The sequence below is a fragment of the Streptomyces sp. ID05-26A genome (assembly GCF_033794685.1).
GTDB lineage: Bacteria > Actinomycetota > Actinomycetes > Mycobacteriales > Pseudonocardiaceae > Lentzea.
Window position 1 is genome coordinate 655,680 of record NZ_JARAYZ010000003.1, and the last position, 21,822, is coordinate 677,501.

General features: G+C 70.9%; 18 protein-coding genes. 10 read left to right on the top strand and 8 right to left on the bottom strand.

All coding sequences use genetic code 11. The annotated features are described in order from the left end of the window. The first annotated feature begins 28 nt into the window (after positions 1-28). Positions 29-1,399, top strand: coding sequence for an MFS transporter (locus tag PV646_RS30275; RefSeq protein ID WP_500345692.1), 1,371 nt, complete (start codon positions 29-31; stop codon positions 1,397-1,399). Here the strand turns inward: PV646_RS30275 and PV646_RS30280 are convergent. The 3 genes from PV646_RS30280 to PV646_RS30290 all read right to left on the bottom strand — a co-directional run bounded on the left by PV646_RS30280 (position 1,392) and on the right by PV646_RS30290 (position 3,729). Then, complete coding sequence (locus tag PV646_RS30280) at positions 1,392-2,339, bottom strand: alpha/beta fold hydrolase (protein WP_500345693.1); 948 nt, start codon at positions 2,337-2,339, stop codon at positions 1,392-1,394. The genes PV646_RS30275 and PV646_RS30280 overlap by 8 nt on opposite strands. 68 nt (positions 2,340-2,407) lie before the next feature. Beyond that, positions 2,408-2,881, bottom strand: a complete 474-nt coding sequence (locus PV646_RS30285) for a GNAT family N-acetyltransferase (protein ID WP_500345694.1) — start codon at positions 2,879-2,881, stop codon at positions 2,408-2,410. Beyond that, positions 2,878-3,729, bottom strand: a complete 852-nt coding sequence (locus PV646_RS30290) for an NAD(+)/NADH kinase (RefSeq protein ID WP_500345695.1) — start codon at positions 3,727-3,729, stop codon at positions 2,878-2,880. The genes PV646_RS30285 and PV646_RS30290 overlap by 4 nt, the downstream gene beginning before the upstream one ends. Before the next feature lie 167 nt (positions 3,730-3,896). Between PV646_RS30290 and PV646_RS30295 the strand changes: the two genes are divergently transcribed. From PV646_RS30295 to PV646_RS30310, 4 genes are read left to right on the top strand one after another with little or no spacing between them, the layout of a single operon-like run. Next, on the top strand, positions 3,897-4,514 hold the full coding sequence (locus PV646_RS30295) for a M15 family metallopeptidase (protein WP_500345696.1): 618 nt from the start codon (positions 3,897-3,899) through the stop codon (positions 4,512-4,514). After that, on the top strand, positions 4,499-5,602 hold the full coding sequence (gene alr / locus PV646_RS30300; RefSeq protein ID WP_500345697.1) for an alanine racemase: 1,104 nt from the start codon (positions 4,499-4,501) through the stop codon (positions 5,600-5,602). Before PV646_RS30295 ends, alr begins: the two co-directional genes overlap by 16 nt. Further along, positions 5,599-6,552: a D-alanine--D-alanine ligase family protein gene (locus tag PV646_RS30305; protein WP_500345698.1), complete on the top strand. Its 954-nt coding sequence runs from the start codon at positions 5,599-5,601 to the stop codon at positions 6,550-6,552. The genes alr and PV646_RS30305 overlap by 4 nt, the downstream gene beginning before the upstream one ends. Beyond that, complete coding sequence (locus PV646_RS30310; protein WP_500345699.1) at positions 6,549-7,541, top strand: acyltransferase family protein; 993 nt, start codon at positions 6,549-6,551, stop codon at positions 7,539-7,541. The genes PV646_RS30305 and PV646_RS30310 overlap by 4 nt, the downstream gene beginning before the upstream one ends. Here PV646_RS30310 and PV646_RS30315 read toward each other — a convergent pair. The 4 genes from PV646_RS30315 to PV646_RS30330 all read right to left on the bottom strand — a co-directional run bounded on the left by PV646_RS30315 (position 7,495) and on the right by PV646_RS30330 (position 14,418). Beyond that, positions 7,495-8,514 carry a glycoside hydrolase family 5 protein gene (locus PV646_RS30315; protein WP_500345700.1) on the bottom strand — a complete coding sequence of 340 codons (1,020 nt, stop codon included), beginning with the start codon at positions 8,512-8,514 and terminating at the stop codon, positions 7,495-7,497. The two genes, PV646_RS30310 and PV646_RS30315, sit on opposite strands and share 47 nt — an antisense overlap. Before the next feature lie 237 nt (positions 8,515-8,751). Further along, positions 8,752-12,288, bottom strand: a complete 3,537-nt coding sequence (locus PV646_RS30320; protein ID WP_500345701.1) for an nSTAND1 domain-containing NTPase — start codon at positions 12,286-12,288, stop codon at positions 8,752-8,754. 34 nt (positions 12,289-12,322) lie between these two features. Continuing rightward, positions 12,323-13,444, bottom strand: coding sequence for an ArgE/DapE family deacylase (locus tag PV646_RS30325; RefSeq protein WP_500345702.1), 1,122 nt, complete (start codon positions 13,442-13,444; stop codon positions 12,323-12,325). Beyond that, positions 13,441-14,418, bottom strand: a complete 978-nt coding sequence (locus PV646_RS30330) for a pyridoxal-phosphate dependent enzyme (RefSeq protein ID WP_500345703.1) — start codon at positions 14,416-14,418, stop codon at positions 13,441-13,443. The genes PV646_RS30325 and PV646_RS30330 overlap by 4 nt, the downstream gene beginning before the upstream one ends. Before the next feature lie 88 nt (positions 14,419-14,506). On the opposite strand from PV646_RS30330, the gene PV646_RS30335 reads away from it, so the two are divergent. Next, on the top strand, positions 14,507-14,737 hold the full coding sequence (locus tag PV646_RS30335) for a hypothetical protein (RefSeq protein ID WP_189157587.1): 231 nt from the start codon (positions 14,507-14,509) through the stop codon (positions 14,735-14,737). Here the strand turns inward: PV646_RS30335 and PV646_RS30340 are convergent. Then, the gene (locus PV646_RS30340; RefSeq protein WP_500345872.1) at positions 14,734-15,594 is read right to left on the bottom strand and encodes a LysR family transcriptional regulator; all 861 of its coding nucleotides are present in this window, start codon (positions 15,592-15,594) and stop codon (positions 14,734-14,736) included. The two genes, PV646_RS30335 and PV646_RS30340, sit on opposite strands and share 4 nt — an antisense overlap. A gap of 86 nt (positions 15,595-15,680) precedes the next feature. On the opposite strand from PV646_RS30340, the gene PV646_RS30345 reads away from it, so the two are divergent. The 4 genes from PV646_RS30345 (at position 15,681) to ligA (ending at position 20,569) form a co-directional block, all read left to right on the top strand. Then, complete coding sequence (locus PV646_RS30345; protein WP_500345704.1) at positions 15,681-16,493, top strand: LLM class flavin-dependent oxidoreductase; 813 nt, start codon at positions 15,681-15,683, stop codon at positions 16,491-16,493. Beyond that, positions 16,493-17,299 (top strand): alpha/beta fold hydrolase, encoded by an 807-nt coding sequence (locus PV646_RS30350; RefSeq protein ID WP_500345705.1) that lies wholly within the window; start codon positions 16,493-16,495, stop codon positions 17,297-17,299. The genes PV646_RS30345 and PV646_RS30350 overlap by 1 nt, the downstream gene beginning before the upstream one ends. Positions 17,300-17,413: 114 nt before the next feature. After that, positions 17,414-18,499 carry a hypothetical protein gene (locus PV646_RS30355; RefSeq protein ID WP_500345706.1) on the top strand — a complete coding sequence of 362 codons (1,086 nt, stop codon included), beginning with the start codon at positions 17,414-17,416 and terminating at the stop codon, positions 18,497-18,499. 75 nt (positions 18,500-18,574) lie between these two features. After that, complete coding sequence (gene ligA / locus PV646_RS30360) at positions 18,575-20,569, top strand: NAD-dependent DNA ligase LigA (protein ID WP_500345707.1); 1,995 nt, start codon at positions 18,575-18,577, stop codon at positions 20,567-20,569. Positions 20,570-21,822 lie beyond the last annotated feature (1,253 nt).

Below are 21,822 nucleotides of genomic sequence, written 5' to 3' on the forward strand. Positions count from 1 at the left end.
AGTCAAGTGACTGACTTAGACTCGTCCCGTGCTCCTCGAAGAAACGCGTCCGGTGGCGCGCCCGAACGTCGTCGTGGCCGTGCTCGCGATGGGCGGCATCGTCGTCTCGCTGATGCAGACCCTCGTGATCCCGCTCCTGCCGAGGTTTCCGCAGCTCCTGGGCTCGTCGCCGGGCGACACCACCTGGGTCATCACCTCCACGCTGCTCGCCAGCGCGGTCGCGACACCCGTCATCGGCCGGCTCGGCGACATGTACGGCAAGCGCCGCATGCTCCTGATCAGCCTGGTCATGGTGGTCGTGGGCTCGGTGATCGCGGCGCTGAGCTACTCGCTGGTGCCGCTGATCATCGGGCGAGTCGTGCAGGGGATGGCCGTCGGCGTGATCCCGCTCGGCATCAGCATCATGCGCGACGAACTGCCGCGCGAACGGCTGGCCGGGGCGACCGCGCTGATGAGCGCCTCGCTCGGTGTCGGTGGCGCGCTCGGTCTGCCCGCGGCGGCGATCCTGGTCGAGCAGAGCGACTGGCACATGCTGTTCTGGACGTCGGCGGGAGCGGGCCTCCTGGCGCTCGCGGCGGTGCTCGTCTGGGTGCCGGAGTCGCCGATTCGCAGCGGTGGCCGCTTCGACTTCCCCGGCGCGCTCGGGCTCTCGGTCGCCCTGATCTGCCTGCTGCTCGGCGTGTCCAAGGCGTCGGCGTGGAGCGGTAGCGCCGTCACGGGCCTGTTCGTCGTCTCCGCCGCCGTGCTGGGCCTGTGGGGCTGGTGGGAGCTGAGGTCGCCGCAGCCGTTGGTCGACCTGCGCACCACGGCCCGGCGCCAGGTGCTGCTGACCAACATCGCGTCGGTGTCGTTCGCGTTCGCCCTGTTCGCGCAGTCGCTGGTGCTGCCGCAGGTCCTGCAACTCCCGGTCGCCACCGGTCACGGCCTCGGGCAGTCACTGCTCGTCACAGGCCTGGTGCTGGTGCCGTCCGGTCTGGTCATGATGGCGACGGCGCCGGTGTCCGCGCGCATCTCGAACGCGCGAGGCCCTCGCGTCACGCTGATCCTGGGCGCCCTGGTGGTCGCTTTCGGTTACGGGGCAGGGGTTTTCATGCTGACCGAGATCTGGCAGCTGGTCGTCGTCTCGGCCGTGATCGGCGCCGGCATCGGCCTGGGTTACGGCGCGATGCCCGCCCTGATCATGGGCGCCGTGCCGTCGTCGGAGACGGCCGCGGCCAACAGCCTCAACACCCTGATGCGCGCGATCGGCACGTCGGTGTCGAGCGCGGTGGCGGGCGTGCTGCTCGTGCAGGTGGCGGCGCCGTTCAGCTTCCAGCTCATCATGGGCCTGGGCGCCGCGACCGCGCTGCTCGCAGTCGTGGTCGCGGCGTTCATCCCCTCGGCACGTCAGGTCAGCTGAAGAACCGCGTGATCTCGCCGGCGACGAAGTCCGGCTGCTCCTCGGCGAGCCAGTGGCCGGACCCGTCGACCCGCACGACCTCGAACTGGTGCGCGACGTTCGGCAGCGCGCCCAGGAACTGGTCGTAGGACGAGATAGAGGCGAGGCCCAGCACCGGCGCCGCCAGCTTGGCGTAGGTCTTGCCGTCCGCGATGTCCTGGTGGAACGCCTGGTACCAGCCGTTGCTCGCGCGGATGGCGTCCGGCGAGTTGTAGTTCTGCGCGTAGATCCGCCGCGACCGCTCGTCGATGGCGGACGGCGTGAACGCGGTGTTGGCGAACAGCCAGTCGATCAGGTAGCGGAACCGGCCGGCCAGCAGTTGCTCGGGCAGGCCCATGACCTGGTTGAACGCGAACCACCACACGCTGAATCCGCCCGGCGGCGGCAGCAGCGGGATCTGGTAGAAGCTCTCGTCGGGGTGCAGCACGTCCATGAACGCGACCTTCTTCGTCGCGTCCGGGAAGTTGGCCGCGAAGGAGAACGCGACCATGCTGCCCAGGTCGTGCCCGACGACGTTGACCTTGCTGTACCCGAGCTTCTCGACGAGCGCGTGCAGGTCGGTCGCCATCGTCTTCTTGTCGTACCCGCCCGCGGGCTTGTCCGACCCGCCCTGCCCGCGCATGTCGACCGCGATCACCCGGAACCGCGTGGCGAGCGCGGGCAGGATCTTGTTGTACAGCCACCAGGTCTGCGGCCACCCGGCCAGCAGGACGAGCGGTTCGCCCCGTCCGCCGGTGACGTAGTGCAGGCGCACCCCGTTGACCTGCGCGTAGTTGTGCTTGAAGCCGGGGAGGTTCGGCTCCGGCGCCGTCCTCTCCGCGTCGGCACCGGCGGTCCCGGTGCTCGCGGCGAGCGCGGCGCCCGCACCCAGCGCGAACATCTCGCGCCTGTTCAGTTCCATCGTCCCCTGCCCCCTCGGTTTGCTCGGCGCGGACATCCGAACAAGCGGGGCTCGAGCCTGGCTGGAGATCAGGGAACGAGGTGGTAGGCGACCGTCGGCCAGACCTCGCCCTTGATCTCGCGGTCCTCGTCGCGGGCGGGGTCGCGGACGAACCCGGCCCGTTCCGCGACCTTGCGCGAGCCGGCGTTGTCGCGGTGCGTCCACAGCCTCAGCTCGGTCACCGTGCGGTGCGCGAGGATCCACGCGACGAACTCGGTGAGCGCCTTCGAGGCGAGCCCTCGGCCGCGGGCTTCGGCGGCGACGAGGTAGGACACGTGGCCGACGCCGTCCGCGAGGTCGACGGCGACGTTGCCGCAGCGCTCACCCGCGTCCTCGATGCAGAACGAGGCGGTGCCGGGGTTGCCGGGCAGCGCCTCGATCGCGGCGGCGACCTGCTCGGCGGTGATCGTGGGCGGGTCGGTCGTGTAGCGCTGCACCTCCGGGTCCCTGGTGGTCTCCGCGTACCAGGACGCGTCCTCGGTGGTCCACTCGCGCAACCTCACCCCAGCTCCGCCGAGTCCGTGAGCCGCAGCTTGCGCCGCGCCCGCTGGTAGAACGTCGTCATCCCGAGCCGCACGACCCTGGCGGCCGCGGCCCGCCCCCGCAACGACACCCGCTGACCGGGCTCGACGTACCCGGCGACCATGCCGTCCACCTCGACGGCCAGGCGGCCGCTCGACGGGAGCAGGTCGAGTTCCACCTCGTCGTTCACCGACAGCACCACGCCCCGGTTGTAGGCGGAGTGCGGTGAGGCCGGGGTGACCAGCAGCGCTTCGACGGACGGGCTGGTGATCGGGCCGCCCGCCGAGAAGCTGTACGCGGTGGAGCCGGTCGGGGTGGCGACGATGACGGCGTCGGCGGCGTAGCTGACGAACGGCTGGCCCGCCACGTGGACGGCGACCCGCGCGCTGCCCTCGCCGGGGATGCGGACCACGGCGATGTCGTTGAAGGCCGTGACCCTCTGGCCGGGGAACTCCGCGTCGATGGCCAGGCGGGGTTCGACGGTGAAGTCGTGCGCGTCGATGGCACTCAGGGCCGCGGGCAGGTCCGGGACGTCGACCTCGGCCAGGAAGCCGAGTTTGCCCAGGTTGACGCCCAGGACCGGGGCCTTCTCGCCGTCGGCCAGGCGCATGGCGCGCAGCATCGTGCCGTCGCCGCCGAGGCTCACGACCAGGTCGGCCCGGCGGCCCAGTTCCTCCGCGGTGACCGGGGTGGCCTCGCAGCGCAGGCGCTGGATCTCGTCGGAGATGCCGAGGATCTCGACACCGCGGTTGGTCGCCCAGCCGAGGACCGCCTCGACGGCGGCGGCGGAGTCTCGTTGCGGGTGCAGCACCAGGCCGGCGGCGTGCACGTCAGGTCGTCCTCTGTCGGGTCACCTCACCAGTCTGCCGAAATCCGGCGCGGTGTGCGGGTTCTCAGCCGTTCGGCCGATGTTCGGGGTCCCGAACCGGCCGAACGGCGGCGGGGCGTGGCCTGGAGGAGGAGTCCGGAGTGGACGCGGCTTCCTAGGTTGGCTGCATGACCATCCTGCTAGCCGATCCGATCGTGCGCGCCGTTCGCGTGCTCGACAACGGGGATCCTTTGGTGCCATTGGATTACGCGCCCGGAGTGCTGGTGCGGGAAGGGCTCGCGCGGCGGCTCGACGTGGCTCGCGCGCTGCTTCCGTCCGGTGTGGACCTGCGGGTGGTCGAGGGGCACCGCAGCGTCGCCGACCAGAGTGCGATCATCGAGCGGTACACGGCCGAACTGGCGGCGCTCCACCCCGTGGCCGACGCCGTCGAGCTCAGCCGGTTGTCGAGCCGGTTCGTGGCTCCGCTGGCCGTGGCTCCGCACGTCGCGGGCGCCGCCGTGGACCTGACGCTGGTCACGACGTCGGGTGCGGAGCTGTGGATGGGCACGGCGATCGACGCCACGCCCGAGGAGAGCGACGGCACGTGCTTCTTCGGCGCGCCGGTCGACGCCGAGGCCCGCCACAACCGAACAGTGCTGGCCGACGCCCTCGGGAGCGCCGGCCTGATCAACTACCCGACCGAGTGGTGGCACTGGTCCTACGGCGACCGCTACTGGGCGTTGCTCACCGGTGCCGACCACGCCGTCTACGGACCGGTGGAGGTGCCTGCGTGGGCGCGCTCGTGACGAGTGTCCGCCAGGTCTCGGCGGCGCCCGGGCTCTCGGTGGACCTCTCGGCGGTGGCCGCCAACACGCGGCGGTTCGTCTCGTGGGCGCGGGGTGGCGTCATGGCGGTGGTGAAGGCGGACGGGTTCGGGCACGGCCTGGGGGACGTCGCGCGCACGGCCGTCGCGAGTGGAGCGACGTGGATCGGGGTCACGTCGCTGGCGGAGGGCGTCGCGGTGCGGGAGTCCGGTGTGGACGTTCCGGTGCTCAGCTGGCTCAACCCCGTCGACGTGGACGTGCGCACGGCCGTCCGGTACGGGATCGACCTGAGCGTGCCGAGCCTGGAGCACCTCGCGGCGCTGGACGCCGGGGTGCGGGTGCACCTGCAACTGGACACGGGGATGGCGCGGGACGGGGCCGCGCCGGAGTCGTGGCTGTCGCTGATGTCGGCGGCACGCCGTGCGGAACTGACCGGGAAGGTCTCGGTCGTCGGAGTGATGGGACATCTGCCTTGTGCCGACACGCCTGGAGCGAGTGAGCCCGGCAAGCGCGCGTTCGCCAGGGGAGTCGAGATGGCCCGCCAGGCCGGTCTCCGGCCCTCGGTGCGCCACCTCGCGGCGACGAGCGCCGCGCTGACCGACCCCGGCACCCACCTGGACGTCGTCCGGATCGGGGCCGGGCTGGTGGGGATCGACCCGTCCGGGACCACCCGGCTGCGCTCCGCTCTGCGGTTCACGGCGCCGGTGGTCCAGGTCCGGCGGGTCGCGGCGGGAACGGGGGTCGGGTACGGGCACGCGCACGTCACCGACCGGGAGACGACGCTGGCGCTGCTGCCGGTGGGTTATGCGGACGGCTTGCCGCGCAACGCTTCCCGCCACGCCGAGGTGTGGCTGGCGGGACGGCGCCGGCCGGTCGCCGGGGTGATCTCGATGGACCAGGTCGTGGTCGACGCCGGGGACGACGTGGTGGTACCGGGGGACGAGGCGGTGGTGTTCGGGCCGGGGGAGAACGGCGAGCCGACGGTGGGGGACTGGGCTCGGTGGGCGGGGACGATCCCGCACGAGATCGTGACGGGCATCGGTGCGAGGGTGCGGAGGAGCGTTCGATGAGGGGCATCCGCGTCGCCGTGATCGGCGGCGGGCAGAACTGCGAGCACGACGTCTCGGTGGCGTCGGCGGCGTCGGTGCGCGCGGCGCTCGACCCGGCGAGGTACGAGGCCGTGCCGCTCACGATCGGCCGCGACGGCCGGTGGCACGGTCAGGACGGCCAGGTCCTCGACACGCTGGCGTCCGGCAGTCTCGCCGCCGCGCTCGACGTGCTGACGACCTGCGACGTGGTGCTGCCGCTGGTCCACGGGCCGTTGGGGGAGGACGGCACGCTGGCAGGACTGTGCGAACTGGCGGGCGTGCCGTACGTGGGATCGCCGCTGCGGGCCGGCGCGCTCGCGATGGACAAGTGGGCCACCAAGCTCGTCGCCGAGGCGGTCGGGGTCCGCACGGCCAAGGGGACGCTGGTCACCAACACGTCCACTGTGGACTTCACCGGGCCGGTCGTGGTGAAGCCGGTCGCGGCGGGGTCGAGCTTCGGGGTGACGCTCGTCGAACGCGAGGAGGAACTCGAACCCGCTGTGCGCCAGGCGTTGGAACTCGACGACCGCGTACTGGTCGAGGAGGTCCTGGACGGCCGGGAGATCGACGTCGCGGTGCTCGACGACCCCGACGAGGGCCGCCGGACCGGGCCACCGCTGGAGATCCGCGTCCCCGGACTGTTCGACACGACCGTGAAGTACGACGGCAGCGCCCAGTTCGTGATCCCGGCCCCGTTGGACGACACCGAGCTCAAGGCGCTGGAGGACACGGCGCTCAGGGTCTACGAGGCGCTCGGCTGCCGCGGGCTCGCGCGGGTCGACTTCTTCCTCACCCAGGACGGGTTCGTGCTCAACGAGGTCAACACGATGCCGGGCATGACGGCGGAGTCGCAGGTGCCCAAGATGTTCGCGGCCGCCGGACTGTCCTATCCGGACCTGCTGGACAAGCTGGTCCGGGGAGCGATGCGGTGAGGCGCATCGCCGGACTGGACGTGGTGCGCGGCATCGCGATTCTCCTCGTGATGCTGCGCCACGCGTTCCCCGACGTGTTCCCCGGTGCCGGTGTGGTCGGCGTGGTCGTGTTCTTCACGCTCAGCGGCTACCTGATCACCGGCGTCCTGCAACGGGAGTTGCAGGCGAAGGGACGGGTCGACTTCAAGCGGTTCTACCTGCGGCGGGCTCGCAGGCTGCTGCCGGCGTTGCTGGCGCTCGTCGTGGTCTTCGCCGTCGTCACGCTGGTGTTCGACCCGTTGGGAGAGCGCGACAAGCTGCTCAGGACCGTGATCGTGCTGGTCACGTTCACCGGCAACCTGCCGATCAGCGGGGTGAGCCCGGCGGCGTTCCACGGCTGGACGCTCGCCACCGAGGAGCAGTTCTACCTGCTGTGGCCGGCGCTCCTGGCCTTCGCCCGGGTGCGCAACCGGACGGGCGCTGTCCTGGTCGTCACGGCACTGGGAGCGCTCGCGGCCTGCACGGCGACGCTGATCTGGCTGTGGCCGAACGCCGACAACGCCTACGCGCTGCCGACGTCGTGGTTCGTGTGCTTCGTGATCGGCGCCGCGACCAGGCTCAAGCTGACCACCGCCCCACGCTGGGCCGTGCCGATCGCCCTGACCGGCCTGGCGATCCTCTCGGTCGTCCCGCTGCGGGGCCACGCGCTGACCTACCTCGTCGCGGGCCCGGCGATCGCGGCCTGCACGGCCGTGCTGCTGCTGGTCTGGTCGAAGTGGGAGCAGGTCGCGACACCGATCCGGCCGCTGGTCGCGCTGGGCGTCCTGTCCTACGGCGCCTACCTCTGGAACTACCCGCTGACGCTGTGGCTGCGGCCGGAACTGGGCGCCGCCGCCGGGCCGATCGCGGCGGTGCTCACGATCGTGGCGGCGGCGCTCAGTTGGCGTTACGTCGAGGAACCGGTCATGCGGCGAGGTAGCCGTTCACCAGAGCGAGCCACGCCGGCTTGAGGTGCCAGCCGTCCGGCTCGGAGGGGTCGGCGTAGTAGATGCCGTGGGTGTCCGGGTTGAGGCCGCTGATCCGGTAGGTCCACCACGCCCAGCCGATGCCGTTGTCGTCGAAGGCCTGCAGCACCTTGCGGGCCTTCGCCTTCGCGTCGTCGTCCCCGCTCTCGATGCCGACCTGGTTGATCCACACCGGCACGTCGTGGGCGGCGCGGAAGCCGGTGATCTGCCCGATCCGGTTCAACGGCTCGCTGAAGATGAAGTAGTTGCAGGTGTAGACGACCTTCGGGTCGACCGTCGTGAACGCGCCCTCGAGGTGACTGCACGCGTAGTTGTCGTTGGGCCCGACCACGATCGGGGTCCGGCGGTCGATGCCGCGGATCACGCCGATCATCTCGTCGTAGAACGCCTTCACCCCGGCGTCGTCCACCCCGATCGGCTGCGGCTCGGGCAGGATCTCGTACATCCCCACGTACGCCTTGGTCTTGTAGCGCTTCACGAGGAACTGCCAGACCTCCTTGAACTGCTGCTTCATCGCGGCGTTCGTCCAGAAGTTGTCCGGCCGCCCTCCCGCGCCCTGGCCGTGGTCGGAGTCCACGAACAGCGTGATCCACAGCCCGGCGGCACTCGCCTGCTCGACGGTCTGGTCGAGCAGCGCCAGGTGACCTGCCTTGATGTGGCTGGGGTTGGCCGGGTCCGGGTCACGGCTGTCGACGCCGTCCTTCCACTCACCCCACCAGCGCAGCGGGATCCGCACCGAGTTCGCCCCCGCCGCCGCGTTGACGGTCCCGTCCTGCGGCTGGACCGTCCCCCACTGCCCCCAGTTGTAGCCCCGCAGCACGATCGGGTTCCCCGCCGGATCGACCACGTCCGCCCCCGCCACCGACAGCCGTGCCGGTGCGGCGGCTGAGGCCGGAACGCCACCCGCGAGCAGCACCACCGCCGTGGCCAAGCCGCACACCACGTGTCTGAGCTTCATGAGATGTCCCCTCTCAAGATCGGCAACAACCGTTCGGGGCGATACGGTGCCGGAACTCCGACCGGGCGTGGTTCGGGCTTTGTTCGGGGAACATCAAGATCGCGGTTGTTCATCGTTGTTTCTTCACGCCGGCGCCTCGACCGTGAAGAACCTTCTCCCGCTACACAGGGCGGCGGGAGAAGGGGGAGAAGCATGAGTGACGAGGTGAGCCTGCCGAGATCGTCCTGACGAAGATCGTCATGGACAGGGCGGGGTGAGGTCGACGTCCGGGAAGTAGCGGTTCCAGTCGGGGGCGGACAGGGGCGGCGACACCGCGGCGCAGATGCGTGCGGCGGCGTGGCCGGCGTCGGCCTCCCACGCTCGTGCGGTCCGATCGCCGCCCGCGCTGAGCAGCGTGCGGCCGTCGGGGAGGAACGCGAGCGCGTAGACGCGTTCGGTGTGACCGGACAGGGTGGCCAGCGGGGTGTGGTCGCCCGTCCGCCACAGCCGGACGTCGTGGTCGGCGCTCGCACTGGCCAGGGTCGTGCCGTCCGGGGAGAACACCACGGCGTGCACGGTGTCGGTGTGGCCGGTGAGTTCGAAGCCGAGCTCACCGGTCGCGGCGTCCCACACGCGGACGGCGAAGTCGGTGCCGCCGGTGGCGAGGAACCTGCCGTCCGGGCTGAACGCGACCGACTTGACGACGTGCGACCGACCGGTGATGTGCGTGGTCACCCGGCCCAGGGCGATGTCCCAGACGCGCACGCTGAAGTCGGCGGAGCCGCTGGCCAGCCGGTGGCCGTCGGGGCTGAAGGCGAGGGACTCCACGGAGTCCGAGTGACCGAGCAGGGTGCCGGTCGAGGCGCCCGTCCGCGCGTCCCACAGGACGATGGCGCGGTCGGTGCCCGTTGTGGCGATCGTCGAGCCGTCCGGGCTGATGGCGAGGGCGTTGACGGCGTCGGCGTGACCCGCGAGGTCGGGGAGTTTCGCCGGAGTGCCGCCGCTGAGGTCCCAGCGGTGCACGCGGTGGTCGGCGCTGGCCGCCAGCAGGGTCCGGCCGTCCGGGGTGAACCGGACCGCGTTGACGGCGTCGGCGGGGCCGGTGAGGACGGTCAGGAGCCTGCCGTCCTGCCACAGCTTCACGGTGCGGTCGTAGCTGCCGGTCGCGACGATCCGGCCGTTCGTGGCGACGGAGTAGACGGAGTCGCTGTGGGCCTGGAGGAGTTCGCCGGGCAGGTCCCACAGCCGGACGGTGTGGTCGTCGCTCGCGGTCGCCAGCGCGGGTCCGGCGAACGCGGCCGCGACGACCCCGGCGGTGTGGCCGGTGAGCACGAGCGGGTCGGGCCGGTCCAGGTCCCAGACGCGGGCCGTGCGGTCGACCGACGTGCTCGCGAGACGGCCGTCGGGGCTGAACGCCAGGCCGCGCACGACGTCGGTGTGGCCGGACAGGATGCGCGGTTCGCCGCCGTCGACCGGCCAGATCCGGACGTCGCGGTCGTGGCCGGTGGCGATGCTCCGGCCGTCCGGGCTGATGGCCACCGCGTGGACCGGGCCCTTGCCCGGCAGCGTGCGCGCGGTGGTGGTCTTCAGGTCCCACAGCAGCGCGGCGCCGCCCCAGGTGCCGGCGACGAGCCGGTCCGGGCCGAACGCGAGCGAGATGACCGAGCCGGGCTGGGGCAGGTCGGCGATCCTGCGCGGGCTGCGCAGGTCGGTGAGGTCCCACAGCCGGACGAACCCGTCGGTGCTCGCGGTGGCCAGGATCCGGTCGTCGTCGCTGAACGCCACGGCGTTGACCTGCTCGGCGTGGGTGAGGGTGGCGAGCGCGGTGCCGGTGCTCGCGTCCCACAGACGGGCCGTGCGGTCCCATCCGGCCGTGGCCAGGATCGCGCCGTCGGAGTTGAACGCGACCTTCACGACGTTGGCGGTGTGGCCGGTGAGCTTCGCGACGGTGCGTGGGTGGTGCGGGTCGGTCACGTCGACGACCTCGGCGGTGCGGTCCCGGCTGGAGGTGGCGAGCAGCTTGCGCCGCGGTGAGTACGCGACGGAGTTGACGTTGTCGGTGTGGCCGGTAAGGCGGGTGGCGTAGAACGGCGTGAAGGCGCTGAGCACTGCACTCCGGGCATCGGGAGTGGGGGAGAGCCGGTACGCGGCGAGCGCGAGCTGGGCGGCCAGCGCCGGATCGCTGCCGCGCAGGCGCTGGGCGTCCTGGGCGACCTTCTGCGAGAGCGCGCTGTTGCGTTGGTTGGTCGCCTCTCTCGTGGCCTGCATCGCGGTGACGGAGATGCCGGTGACGATGATCAGCAGCAGCGTCAGCAGACCGACGAGGACCTGCAGCCGCCGCCGGTCCTTCCGGGTGCTCGCGAGCTCGGCCGACTCGGCGGTGACGCTGGAGGTGAGGAACTCGCGTTCGCGGGCGGTCAGCGGGTGCGGCGGCTCGGCCAGCCACGGGCGGAACGCGCCGAGGCGGGCGCCGCGGACGAGCGCGCCGGGATCGCGGTCGAGCGACTCCCACACCGCCGCCGACTCGGCCAGGTCGCGGTGGGCGCGCAGGCCGTCGCGGTCGGCCGCGAGCCATTCCCGCAGCCTCGGCCAGCAGCGGAGCAACGCCTCGTGCGTGATCTCGACGCGGTCGTGGTCGACCGTGATCAGCCGGTGGGTGGTCAGCGCCTCCAGCACCAGCGCGGTGTCCGGTTCGTCGTCGAGTTCGTCGCGGTGGATGCGGCGCTTGGTGTCCTCGGTGCCGTCGCCGATCGCGGTGAGCCGGAGGAACAACGACCGCACGACCTCCTGCTGCCGTTCGGTGAGGCCGGCGAACACCGACTCGGCCGTGCGGGTCAGCGCGCCCTCGAACCCGCCCGCGGCGCGGAAACCCTGCAGCGTCAGGGTGTTGCCCTTGCGGCGGCGCCAGGTCTCCAGCAGCGCGTGTGACAGCAACGGCAGCGCCCCGGCCTGCTCGACGCAGTTCGCGACGAGTTCGGCGACCAGCGCGGTCTCGACGGCGTGCCCGATGCGCCGGGCCGGTTGGACGATCGCGGCGCGCAGCTCGTCCGTGCTCATCGGGCCGACCGTGAGCTGGGCCCGGCCCATGGCCTCGACGAGCGAGGGGAAGTCCGTGCAGTGGCCGTAGAAGTCGGCCCGCACGCCCAGCACGACCCGGTGCGCGGTGAGGGCGTCGACGAACCGCCTGCGGGTGTCGCGGTCCTCGCAGAGGGTGAAGATCTCCTCGAACTGGTCGACCACGAGAACGGTGTCCCCGGTGGCGTCCCGCACCGCTTTGGCGCACTCCTCCGCCGGACGCGGGCCGGGGGTGAACAGCACGGCACGTTCGCCGAGCCTGGGCATCAGACCGGCCCTGAGCAGCGACGACTTGCCCGCGCCGGACGCGCCGACGACCACGACGACGCGTTCCTCCGCGACCAGACCGGTGAGGCGGTCGATCAGGCGGTCGCGGCCGAAGAACCGTTCCGCGTCCTGCTGCCCGAACGCGGTCAGCCCCGCGTACGGCGAGGTGATGTCCTGCTCCGGCGGCGCCTCGTCCGCGGCGGTGGCGTGCCAGCGGCGTTCCCACTCCTCCTCGGAACCGCCGCACGCCCGCACGTAGGCGAGCGTCACCTGCAACGTCGGCAGCTTGCGCCCGGCGGCGGCCTGGGACAGCGCCGCCTCCGAGTAGTGCGTCACCGAACTGAGCAGGCGGTAGGTGGGACTGCCCGCCCGTTCCCGCAACGACCTGAGCTCCCGCGCGAACGTGAGCACGGCTGAGTCTCCCGCGTCGAGCGGCCGTTCCTTGCGTGGCATCCCCGGTTCCCCCTCGTGCTCCCCAGGGAGGAAACTAGCGGCAGAAGTCGGTGATCGTGCCGGTCAGAACCTCGGTGAGTCGATCCAGAGAGGCCAGGTCGACGTGCTCGACAGCCGCGTGGGCACCCGCGCCGTCGACGCCGAACAGCAGGCAGGGGATGCCGGCGCGGTCCAGCAGGGCGCAGTCGGTCCAGAACGGCTCGGCGCGGATGATCGGCGGTGCGCCGAGGTGGGCGACGAGCGTGCGGACGATCTCGGCGTCCGGGTCTGCCTCGAACGGGTCCCTGGCGAGGCCTCGGGTGAGCCTGGCGGTGAAGTCCGGGACCGTCGCCGTCAGGTGGTCGAGGATCGTGCGCAGCTCGTCCTCCGTCTGCTGCGGCGATTCTCCGGGGACCGTGCGGCGTTCGAGGGTGATCTTGCAGGCCGACGGGTAGGTCGACGCCTCCTCACCGCCGCTGATCAGCGACGCGTGCACGGTGCCGGTGCCGAGCAGGTGGTGTCGCGGGCCTTCGGCGAGATCTCGGCCGAGCTGTTCGAGTGCCACGAGGAAGTGGCCTGCCTTGGTGATGGCGTCGACGCCGAGTTCCGGCCGGGAGCCGTGGGCCGCCCTGCCCTCGACCTCGACGTCGAACCACACGAAACCCTTGTGCGCCAGCGTGACTTCGAGGTGGCTGGGCTCGGTGACGATGGCGGCGTCGGCGGTGAAGTGTTCGAGGACCTCCTCCGTGCCGAAGCTGCCGTGTTCCTCGTCGGCCACGCACGCGACGATGACGTCGCCTCTGAGCGGGCGTTCGGTGGCTCGGGCGGCGGCGACCATCATGGCCGCGATGCCGCCCTTCATGTCGAAGGTGCCTCGCCCGAACATCTTGCCGTTTTCGACGTGCGGCTCGAGCGGGTCGCCGTCGTAGCCGGAGAGGCCGACCGTGTCGACGTGACCGTTGAGCATCAACGACCTCCCGCCGCCGGTGCCCTTCTTGACGGCGACGAGCGACGGCCTGCCAGGCCGTTGCTCCAGGCGGTGGACCTCGAAGTCGTGGGTGTGGAACCAGGTGGTGAGGAAGTCGGCGATCTCGCGTTCGCCGTTGCCGCCGGGGACGAGGTCGGGGTTGACCGAGTCGATGGAGATCAGTTCGGCCAGCAGGTCACGTGGGTTCACGGGCGTCCTTCGGTGCTGATGAGCACGACGGTGTCGAGTGGGCCGAACTCGTCACGGATGGCACGGAGTCCGGCGAGAGGTGCGGCGCCGCACGGTCCTGAGTGGACGTTCTGCGCGTGGAGGTCCTGCATCGCTTTGGTGCATTCGGTTTCGGAGATCGAGACGGCGGCGTCCAGGCCGTAGTGCAGGTACGGCCAGGAGGTGGCGGACGGGGTGCCGCAGTTGAGTCCGGCCATGATCGTGTCGCCGGTGGGGATGGTCCTGAGTTCACCCGCCTTCAGACTTTCGAGGACGCAGGCGGCGCTGTCCGGTTCGACGGCGAGGAGTCGCGTGCGGGAGTCGCGGCTGCGGTAGTGGGTGATCACGGCTTGCGCGAACGAGCCGACACCGACCGGCACGACGACCAGGTCGGGTTCGGCGTCGAGTTGCTCGTCGATCTCGTGGCAGAGCGTGCCGTAGCCCTCGACGATCCAGGCCGGGACCTCCTCGTAGCCGGGCCACCCCATGTCCTGCACGAGGACCCCGTCCGCCTTCGCGGCGTGGGCGACCGCGTCGTCGTACGTGCCGTCGACCACCGTGACCTCGGCGTTCTCGGCACGGATGGCCGCGATCGCCCGTTCGGGCACGGTGTTCGGGACGAAGACGCGGGCCCGGTGACCGCGGAGCCGGGCCATGCGCGCGACCGCCCTGCCGTGGTTGCCGTCGGTCGCGGTGGTGAGCGTGACCTGGCCCGAATGGCGTTCGAGCACCCGGTGAACGGCCCAGGACGCGCCGAGAGCCTTGAAAGCGGGCAGGCCGAGCCGGGAGGATTCGTCCTTGACGAACAGGCGGCCGATCTCGAGTTCCGCGGCGAGCGCCGGCAGTTCCGTCAGCGGAGTGGGCGCGTACTCGGGCAGTCTTGAGTGGAAGGCCCGCACCTCGGTGGGGGCGGGCGGGCAACGCCAGGTGCGGGCCCCTGGCCGCGAGAACTTCATGGGAGACAGCGTGCTGGTGGGTCGGATCATCGGTCCAGCGCATGTTTTCGACCTGTATCGGTGGGAGAATCCGATGAGTGGGAGCCGGATGAGTGACGAGGAGCTGATCGTCGAGTTCGCGCTGGCTCGTGTCGACAACCCGGGCCTCGACCTGGAGGAGGTCGCCGCGCTCGTGGTGCGGCGGGTCGGGCCGGAGCGCATGGTCGAGTTCGCCGGGCAGACCCTGGTGCACCGCGACGAACTGCGCGGAGCGGTGTTCCCGGCGGCCGTCGAACACGTGCTGCGAGTGGTGCTGACGTTGCGCGGGCCGCGCGACTAGAGGATGCCGGCTGCCTGCCTGGTCAGCTCGATGACGCGGGTGGCCAGCGGGGACAGGGTCCGGTTTGCCTGCCAGGCCAGGTAGATCTCGCGCGGGGGCAGCGCCGGTTCGAGTTCGTGGGTGGACAGGCCGCTCTGCACGTCCAGGGCGAGCCTCGGCACCACGGCCACGCCCAGACCGGCGCGGACCATCGAGAGCACCCCTCGGTTGTCGGCCGTGCGGAACACGATCAGCGGGGCGACACCGGCGTCGGCGTAGATGCGTTCGACCCTGGCCTGGTCGCAGATCGGTGGCTGGGCGACCATCGGCGTGCCGTGCAGGGCCCGCAGCGCGACGGGGCCGTCCGGGAACTGGCCGCGGCGCGCGACCAGCACGTACGGGTCGTCGAGGATCTTGGTCTGCTCGACGTCGCCCTTCAGCCGCCCGTCGAAGAAGAGCAGGTCGAGGCCGTCGATGCGGGGCTGGTCGGGCTCCTCCTCGAACAGCCTGATGTCGGTGGCGGGGTGTTCCTCGAGGATCTGGCGCACCACGGCCGGCAGGAGCACGTTGGTGACGCTCTGGAACGTGCCGATGTCGACCCGGCCCTCGCCCGCCTTGAAGCGTTCGACGGCGTCCTCGGTGGCGGCGGCGCGGGCCAGGAGTTCGCGTCCGTGAGCCAGCACCACCTCGCCCAGCGGAGTCAGGCGGACCGGTTTCGGGCCTCCCGGGCGGTCGAACACCGCACCGCCGACGGCCTTCTCCAGCGCGGCGACCTGCTGGCTCACGGCCGACTGCGTGTAGCCGAGGCGGTCGGCGGCCCGGCCGAACGTGCCTTCCGCGGCGACGGCGTCCAGGGTGGCGAGGTGGCGGAGGTCCATCACGGACCTGATGATAAGCCCTGCTTGTTGTTGCGAGCAGAATCTATCGCTTTTGTTAATGCTTTGCGGTTTCTAGCGTTGCCGGCATGAACCCACGATGCGCGCTCTGGTTGCCGCTCTTCGACTCGCTAGCCGATCCGTTGCTCGTCGCCCGTCTCGCCGCCGAGGCGGAGGAGGCGGGCTGGGCCGGGCTGTTCGTCTGGGACCACGTCCGGTGGCGCGAGCCGGTGACGCACGTGGCCGACCCGTGGATCACGCTGGCCGCCGTCGCCGCCGCGACCTCCGCGTTGCGGTTCGGGCCGATGGTCTCGGCGATCACCCGCCGCCGCCCGGTCAAGCTCGCCCGCGAGACCGCGTCGCTGGACCTGCTCGGCGGCGGCCGGCTCGTGCTCGGCGTGGGTCTGGGCAGCGACCGGTTCGCGGGCGAGTTCTCCCGGACCGGGGAGGAGTGCGACGACCGGGTGCGCGGCGAGATGCTCGACGAGTCGCTGGCGGTCCTGCGGGCCGCGTGGTCGGGCGAGACCGTGCACCACCACGGCACGCACTACACGGTGGACGGCGTGACGTTCCTGCCCCGGCCGGTGCAACGGCCCGGCGTGCCGGTGTGGGCGGCGGGCTTCCCCGGCAAGCCCCGGCCGATGCGCCGTGCCGCCCGCCTGGACGGGTTCTTCCCGGTGAACCTGTCGTCGGCCGGCGAGTTCGCGGACGCCGTGGGGCAGGTGGAGGCGCTGCGAACGGGCGACGGGCCGTTCGACTACGTCTGCGAGGTCGAGCCCGGCGCCGACGTGTCGCCGTTCGTGGAGGCTGGTGCCACCTGGTGCCTGACCGCGTTCGACCCTGCTTCTCTCTCGGTGGACCATGTGCGCGGCGTGCTGCGCGACGGACCGGCGGTGCGGTGATGGACGTCAACGGGGTGGAGTTGTGCGTCGAGACCTTCGGCGATCCTGGCGATCCGGCAGTGCTGCTGATCCACGGCGCGTGCGCGTCCATGTTGTGGTGGCAGACGGAGTTGTGCGCGGCTCTCGCGGCACGTGGGCGGTTCGTGATCCGCTACGACAACCGTGACACCGGACTCTCGGTGAGCTATCCGCCTGGTCGACCCGGCTACGCGCTGTCCGACATGGTGCTGGACGCGGTGGGGATCCTGGACGCGTTGGGCGTGGAGCGGGCGCACGTGGTGGGGCGGTCGATGAGCGGCGGGATCGCGCTGGCCCTCGGCGTCGAGCACGCGGACCGGGTGGCGTCGCTGACGTTCCTGGCGACCACGACCGGTGACCCTGGATTGCCGCCGATGACCGAGGCGTTCCTGGAGGCTTCGGGTCAGCAGTCGTCGTCCTCTGACGTGGAGAACATCGTGTCGGTGCTGCGCGCGTACGCCGGTCCGTCGCCCCACTTCGACGAGGACGCCGTACGGCTGCTCGCCGTTGAGGACGTGGCACGGACGGTGAACCTGCAGTCGGCGATGACGAACCACTTCTGCATCGAGTACGACGCACCTCGCAGTGGTGGGTTCGGAGACATCGTCGCGCCCACCCTGGTAGTGCACGGGGCGCTTGACCCGGTGTTTCCGCTGGCGCACGGAGAGGCGCTGCGTGACGCGGTGCCTGGAGCGTCGCTGCTGGTGCTGGACTCGGTGGGGCATGACCTACCGCGAGTGGTGTGGCCCCTGTTCGTGGACGCCCTTGTAGCGCACACGAGTGCATGACTTCGTCGCGGCTGGTCCGTTCGGCCGATCACCCGTTGCCGTTCATCGGGTCCAAACGACCTGTCGTCGTCCGCGGCCCCCGCCCCGGCGCGGATCACTGATCGACTCGGTCAGGTGGGTAGGACGTTGGGCCACGCGGACGCCGTGGAGTCGCTCGTGACGGAGGCCGACCTTGCGCGGTCGGTCTGGCGCGCGCTGCTGGACCTGCACGGTTCGCGGGCCGACGACCTCCTGCACGCGTTGTTGTCGAAGATCCCTCTGTCGTCGAACGCGGACGTGCTCGAACGATTGGTGGAGCGGGCAGCCGGTTCTGCCGACCGCGCCGAGCTGGCGGCGTCGGTCAGGCGGTTGCTCGCGCGTGGGCCGGCCCGGCGGTCCGTGCCCGCGCGCCACGCCGTCTACAGCCTCAACCTCGTGCTGCTGCACGTCTTGCTGGTACCGCTGTGCTCTTCTCGCGAGATGGACGTCGACTGGCCGAGGACGACGGCGTTCTGGAAGTCGCAACTGTCCGATGTGGAGTGGGACGAGCTGGTCGGGATGTTGCACGTGCGGTGGTCGGGGTCCGCCGCCGTGCTCGGGATCGGCGTTCCGGCCACTGTGGAGGATGAGGGACCGGTCGGGCGGATCTCGTTGCGGGAGGCGGCCAGGGACGCCCGTTTCACCGGCGATCCGGCGGCCAACGAGTTCCGGTACGCGTTCGAAGCCCTTCCGGACAACCGTTACGACGCGCACTACGCACGAGCCCTGATCCAGCTCACCGCCTCGCCGGTCGACCCGGAGGAACGGGCGGCGCACTACCTGCGGTGGGCCGGCCGGTATCCGGACCTGGTGCTGGACCGCCTGCGCCGCGACGTCACCGTGGACGTCGGGACCCTGCGGGAGCTGGCGGCGACCGAACTGGCCGCGAGCAGCGCGTTCGTCGTGCAGCTCTGCGACCGGATCGGCCGGGGCGGACCCGACGAGGACCTGCTCGACGTGGTCGACGGCCTCCGCCTGCCGCGCGTCGACCAGAGCTGCGAGATCGCGCTGCTGGACGCGTGGCTGCGGTTGCACGAACGGGGTTACCGGCATCCTTCACACCGTCGGGTGGATCTGGCGGCGGTGCTGCGGTCGATCGACTTCGAGATGATCGAGCGGCTCCGCCCCGACCTGGTCTACCGCTGTGGCACCGTGGCGCACGAGATCGGCCTGTTCGACTGAATTCGAGCGCGGTTCGAGCGGCGCTCCAGGCACGACCGTCCATTTTTGTCGGTGGTGGCCGGTAACGTCCCGTCCATGAGTGCTGCTGGGGATCGGATTCAGGAGCTCGCCGCCCGGATCGTCGAGCTGCGTGACGCGTACTACCAGGGTGAGCCGCTGGTGGCCGACGCGGAGTACGACGCGATCGAGGACGAGTTCCGCGCCCTGGTCGCGAAGCACCCGAAGCTCGCGCCGGAGGACAACCCTCTCGACCACGTAGGTGCGCCGTCGGTGCTGCACGCGCCCGTGCGCCACTCGCGGCCGATGCTGTCCCTGGAGAAGGCGAACAAGCCGGAGCAGGTCGAGTCGTTCTTCGCGCGGTTCCCCGGTCAGCCTGTCGTCGTCATGCCGAAGCTCGACGGCTTGTCGCTGGCGCTCGTGTACGAGAACGGGCGGCTCGCGCGTGCCGTCACCCGTGGCGACGGCACGACCGGTGACGACGTCACGTTCCTGACGCGCGCGTTGTGTGACGGCGTGCCGGACAAGGTCGATGCGCCGGGGCGGGTCGAGGTGCGCGGCGAGTGCGTGATGCTGCGCTCGACGTTCGACAAGTACAACGCGGCGCACCCGGACAAGCCGTTGATCAACCCGCGCAACGCGGCCGCGGGCACGTTGCGCGCCAAGGATCCGAAGGCGGTCGAGGGGCGGCGCATGCAGTTCTTCGCGTTCGACCTGACGACCGAGCCGGAGAGCGCCGATTCCGACCTCGACGCGGGCCTGCGCAAGCTGGGCTTCAGCGTGGCGGAGATGGAGCACTGCTCCACCGCGGCCGAGGCGCAGGCGCTGATCGGCGGCATCGAGACGGCCCGCAACACGCTCGACTACGACCTCGACGGCGCCGTGCTGCGCCTGGCGAACCGCGACGCGTTCGCCGCCGCGGGCACCCGTTCGTCGTCCCCGCGCGGCGCGATCGCGTACAAGTTCGCGGCCGAGGAGAAGACGACGGTGCTCAAGGCCGTCGTGTGGGACGTGGGCAAGACCGGCAAGATCGCCCCGGTCGCGCACCTGGAGCCCGTCTTCGTCGGCGGCACCACCGTCACCCGGGCGACGCTGGCCAACCAGGAGGTCATCCGCTCGCGCGGCATCAAGATCGGCGACACCGTCCTGGTCCGCCGCGCAGGCGACGTGATCCCGTTCGTCGCGGGCGTCCTCGACGAGTCGAAGCGCACCGGCGCCGAGCAGGAGATCGTCCCGCCCTCGGAGTGCCCGTCCTGCGAGCAACCGCTGACGGAGCAGGGCAACAGCCGCGAGCTGTTCTGCACGAACTCGGCCTGCCCGGCCCAGACAGTGCGCCGCCTGATCCACTGGTCGTCCCGCGCCGCCGCCGACATCGACGCCATCGGCCAGGTGTGGATCGAGCGCCTCGCCGAGACGGGCGACCTGGTGAACCCGTCCGACTTCTACACGCTCACCAAGGAACGCCTCCTGGAGTTCGACCGCGTGGGCGAGGTCTCCGCGACGCGCATGATCGAGTCCATCGACCGCAGCCGCTCCGTGGGCCTGCGCCGCGCGCTGATCGGCCTGTCGATCCCGATGGCCTCCGAAGGAACCGCTGCCCGCCTGTGCCGAGCGGGCTTCGAGTCCCTGGAGGCCGTGGCCGACGCGGGCGTGGAGAAGCTCGTAGCGGTGGAGGACATCGGCCAGAAGGTCGCCGAGTCCCTGAACGCACACCTGGCCCGCCTCCGCCCGGAGATCGAACGCCTGCGAGAGCGCGGCGTCTCCCTGGAGGTGCGCGAGGAGGACCTGCCCCCGGTAGTGGTCGCGGGCGCACCCCTGGAAGGCAAGTCCGTGGTCATCACGGGCTCCATCAGCGACCCGCGCTCCGGCGAGAAGGTCACCCGCCCGACGTTCCAGAAGATGTGCGAACGAGCCGGCGCCACCGCTGCCTCGTCGGTCTCGGCCACCACCGACCTCCTCATCACGGGCGAGGGCGTGGGCGCGGGCAAGCTGACGAAGGCGGAGAAGCTCGGCGTCGAGGTGGTCGACCAGGGCGAGATCTGGAAGAAGCTGATCGCTGCCGGGGTCGCGTGACCTGGCCGTCGAGGTGGGCGGCGGGGGTGTCTTACCTGGCTGTTGAGGTGGCGGCAGGGGTTGCGTGACCCGGCCGTTGAGGTGGCGGCTACGCGGCAGGGCTGCGTGGCCTGGCTGTTGAGGTCGCTGGCGACGCGGCAGGCGTTGCGTGACCTGACCTTGAGGTGAGCGGCGACGCGGCCGGGGTCGCCTGACACCGCAGTTGCGGAAGGCCACCACGCTGCCGTGGTCGCCTGACCCGCAGTTGCGGAAGGCCGGCACGCCGGAGGGGTCGCCTGCCCCGCACGTGAAGAAGCCCCCATGCTGCCTGGGGGAGGACGGCAGCCTGGGGGCGGAAGGCCCTCGAACCTCTGGGGGGTGTCGGTTCGAGGGCGAAGCTGGTGGTCGGTGCGGCGGTCGCCTCTCGGCGGTGTGCACGACGCGGCTCCGGGTGAACGGTGTTCCGCGAAGGCTGTTGTGTTGGGGCCCGGGGACTCGTTCCGCGCCGACCGTTCTGTTCAACGGTGCGGGGTTCCGTTGTGTTCCAAGGTGATCTGTGTGTCGGGTCACCTGTGGCGGTTGCGGTTTTGGTGGTTTGCAAGGGGAAGGAGGCCCTCGAGCCGTCTGGGGGTGTACGGCTCGAGGGCGTGGTTCGTGGTCGGTGCGGCGGTCGCCTCTCGGCGGTGTGCACAACGCGGTTCCAGCAGAATCGGTATCCCGTGAAGGCTTTCAGTTGGGGCCCGGGGACTCGTTCCGCACCGACTGTCCTGTTCAACGGAGCGGGCATCCGTTGTGTTCCAGGGCGATCTGTGTGCCCTGTCACCGCGCAGCGAGCGAAATCATTGGCTGTGCAGGGATTTCAGGCCAAGCAACTAGAAGACGTGTCAGGCACCTGTTGCGTTCCAGGGAAAGTTGTAATCCCAGTCACTCCACACAGCACGCAAATCCATGTCAGGCAACAAAGTTCGAGAGTCAGGGGGTCGGCGCGGCAGGAGAGGTCCGCGCCGACCAGGACGCCCTCGGGTCGTCTGTCGGGGAGAGTGACGGCCCGAGGGCGAGCTTGGGGAGGTCGATGCGAACGGTCGCCTCTCGGCGAGTGGCTCGACGCGGTACCAGCCGAACGGTCTTCCGCGAAGGCTTTGAGGTGAGGCCCGGGGGACACGGATCGCACCGACCAACCTGTACAACGGCGGCACCGGTCGTGGTGTTTCCGGGTGGGCTGTGGGGTCGCTCACCGTGTACCGGGATCTCGCCGAACCCTGGCCCGCAGCCGA